2 protein-coding genes and 1 pseudogene are annotated in these 3,293 nt (G+C 68.0%); 2 read left to right on the top strand and 1 reads right to left on the bottom strand.

Features of this window, described 5'->3' with window-relative positions:
• Nucleotides 1-67: 67 nt before the first annotated feature.
• Nucleotides 68-863: pseudogene (locus Y705_RS18545) on the top strand (dihydroxy-acid dehydratase domain-containing protein).
• Between the two features lie 38 nt (nt 864-901).
• On the top strand, nt 902-1,621 hold the full coding sequence (locus Y705_RS0108765) for a PIG-L deacetylase family protein (protein ID WP_026532594.1): 720 nt from the start codon (nt 902-904) through the stop codon (nt 1,619-1,621).
• A 165-nt stretch (nt 1,622-1,786) separates the two neighbouring features.
• On the opposite strand, the gene Y705_RS0108760 is transcribed toward Y705_RS0108765, so the two are convergent.
• Nucleotides 1,787-3,193: an HNH endonuclease signature motif containing protein gene (locus tag Y705_RS0108760; RefSeq protein ID WP_081737924.1), complete on the bottom strand. Its 1,407-nt coding sequence runs from the start codon at nt 3,191-3,193 to the stop codon at nt 1,787-1,789.
• Between the last annotated feature and the right edge of the window lie 100 nt (nt 3,194-3,293).

The following is a 3,293-nucleotide window of genomic DNA, read 5'->3' as shown; positions in this document are numbered from 1 at the left end:
GATCATCCACCTGACCGCCGTCGCCGGCCGTCTCGGTATCCGCCTCAGCCTGGAGGACCTGGACCGGATGAGCGCAGAGACCCCCGTGCTGGTGGACCTGAAACCCACCGGCTCCTATTACATGGAGGATTTTCACCGCGCCGGCGGCGTTCCGGCCGTACTGCGCGAACTCGGGGACCTCATCCACCGGGCTGTGCCCACCGTCACCGGCCGCACGCTCGGCGAGGAGATCGACGACGTCGGGCCGGGCTTCCCGCAGGACATCGTGCGGCCGCGCTCCAACCCGATCTATCCGGAAGGCAGCCTCGCCTTCCTGCGCGGCAACCTCGCACCGGGCGGCGCCATCATCAAGCAGGCGGCCGTCTCGCCGCACCTGCTGGAACATACGGGCCGCGCCGTGGTGTTCGAGGACACGGCGGATCTCGCGGCACGGATCGACGACGACGCCCTCGACGTCGCTGCCGAGGACGTGCTCGTGCTGCGGAACATCGGGCCGGTCGGCGCACCCGGCATGCCGGAGGCCGGTTACCTTCCCATCCCGAAGAAGCTTGCGGCGCAGGGGGTGAAGGACATGGTGCGTATCTCGGATGGCCGCATGTCGGCCGCTGCGGCTGGTGCAATCCGGCGACACCATCACCTTGAGTGTGAGCCGCCGTCTGATCCAGCTCGACGTTCCAGGAGAGGAGTTGGCGCGGCGCGAGGAGGCATTGGGCCCGCCGCCCGCACCCGTGGCGGAGCGCGGCTACCGGAAGCTGTACGTCTCGGAGGTGACGCAGGCTGACGAGGGGTGCGACTTCCGCTTCCTGCAGAGTACTGGGCTGCCGCGCCGCGAGAGATCCCAATCGTTGTTCAGGGCACCGTAGGATCAAGGAAGAACCGCTGATCGGGAAAGGGAATTCACATGAACGCTCCCCACACAATGCCGGACAACTGGCAGCGTGCCCTGCTGATCATGGCCCATCCCGACGATCCCGAATACGGCACTGCCGCCGCCGTCGCGCAGTGGACCGGAGCGGGGAAGGACGTCTCCTACCTCCTGGCCACCCGCGGGGAGGCAGGCATCGCCGGAATGAGCCCGGCGGAAGCTGCCCTGGTTCGTCTTGAGGAACAGCGCCGGGCCTGCGAGCAGGTGGGCGTCGATAACCTGACCTTCCTTGATTATCCTGACGGACGGATCGAGAACACCCTGAAACTGCGCAGGGACATTGCCCGCGCAATCCGGCGGCACCGCCCCGACGGCATCATCACCCTGAATTTCGGCGAGACGTGGGGTCCCGGCCGCTGGAACTCCTCGGATCACCGCCAGCTCGGGCGGGCCGTGCTCGATGCCGTCGCGGATGCCGCGAATGAGTGGATCTTCCCTGAGCTGGCCGAGGCCGAAGGCATGCTCCCGCACCCCGTCCAGTGGGTCGCCGTCGCATCACCGAGGCCTACCCATTGGCTCGAGGTCGACGCCGACAGCGTAGAACGGGCAGTGGCATCCCTCACCGAACACCGGCAGTACCTTTGCGCGCTCAGCAACGAACCGGTCGAAGTGCAGGCCCGGCAGCAAATCGACCTGATGACCGGCGGCGCCGAATCAACGAAACGAAGGGTCGGCTTCGAGCTGTACTCCTTCTGATTGCAGTGCTGGAGGTTTTTCTTGCGCTTCTGCGGACCAAAACGGAACAGGACTGACCCGACCCGGGCGCTTGGACACCACCGACTCCTCGACGAGGGAAGCCGATTCGCACGGTTCTCGTTGTGGCTCAAGGTGGATGGGGTCCGATCCGATCCACCTCGCCGGTCAGGCGGGGGTGGGTTCGGGGTGGGTGGTGTAGGTCCTACCGGCGGGTGAGGTGGCGGTGATGGTTCCGGGGGTGGGTTGGGTGTAGTGCCAGTGGCCGGCGGTTTTGAGCGCGTGGTGGTATCGGCAGAGGTGTGCGAGGTTGGTGTGGTTGGTTTCGCCGCCGTGGGCCCAGGGCGTGGTGTGGCCGATTTCGGAGGCCTGTGCGGTGTGGTTGCAGCCGGGGTGGCGGCAGGTTTTGTCGCGGATGCGTAGCCAGGTCCGTAGGGCTGCCGGGACGACGTAGCTGGTGCGGCCCAGGCTGAGGATCGCCCCGGTTCCGGGGTGGGTGAGGATGCGGGTGAAGGAGGGTGCGTGGGCTGCCAGGCGGCGGGCGATGTGCGCCGGGATGGGCCCGTAGCCTTCGAGGTCCGCGGGTGCGTCATCGACGCCGAGCAGGGTCAGCACGGGCACGGTGACGTTCACGTGCGCCGTGATGCCCCGGTACCCCAGGGAAGCGCCCCAGCCCTCGGAAACATCCACGAACCCGCCAGGGGCCTCAGGCCCGCCGGCAAGTGAACCAGAACCGGGAGCACGGCCGGGAGGTGAGCCCGGACCGGCAGAGCCAGCAGTGCCGGAGTCGGCCGAGCCAGCACTGCCGGAGCCGGCGGACCCGGACCTGGCGGACCCGGAGTCGGCCGAACCCGCAGTGCCGGACCTGGCGGATTCGGAGCCGGCTGAACCGGCAGTGCCGGGTCCGGAATCAGCATCGGGGCCTGTTCCGGTGGCGTTGTTGAAAGGGGTGTCAGCGGTGGAGCCGTCCGTGCCCAGGGTGCTGGAGGGGTTTCGTGGTGGGCCTGTAAAGCAGGTGTGGGTGAGGAGGTCGGTGAGGACATCGACGCGGAGTTGGGTGAGGGTGCGTTGTTCCTCGGGTGCCTGCAGGGCTCGGGCGAGGGTGGTGATTCTGGTGTCGATGCCGGTGGCGTGTTCTGCGGGGAGGTAGATGTTCAGCCAGGCCATGCCATCGTGGTCCGGGGTGATGTCCAGCCGGCGGTGGGTCACCGCGGCGGTGGCCCGTTCGGCGTGGTGGTCGGGGTGCAGGGTCGCGCGCAGGATCCGGGCACGGTGTGCGGTCTTGGCGACGGTGGTGTCCGCCGCGGTGGGCAGCAGTGCGTGTTCGAGGGTCGTGGTGATGTGCGGGGGCAGGCCGGAGCACTGCTCCACCATGGTCACGGCATGGCGCCAGGTGATGACACCCCGGGTGAGAGAGGCCAGGGTGGGGGTGTAGTGGGGGGTCGGCAGGGGGGCCTGTTCCGGTGGCGTTGTTGAAAGGGGTGTCAGCGGTGGAGCCGTCCGTGCCCAGGGTGCTGGAGGGGTTTCGTGGTGGGCCTGTAAAGCAGGTGTGGGTGAGGAGGTCGGTGAGGACATCGACGCGGAGTTGGGTGAGGGTGCGTTGTTCCTCGGGTGCCTGCAGGGCTCGGGCGAGGGTGGTGATTCTGGTGTCGATGCCGGTGGCGTGTTCTGCGGG

This window comes from Arthrobacter sp. H41 (genome assembly GCF_000520535.1).
Taxonomy (GTDB): domain Bacteria; phylum Actinomycetota; class Actinomycetes; order Actinomycetales; family Micrococcaceae; genus Arthrobacter_D.
Note: the sequence above shows the minus strand (reverse complement) of the source record. Positions and strands in the feature narration are given on the sequence as shown.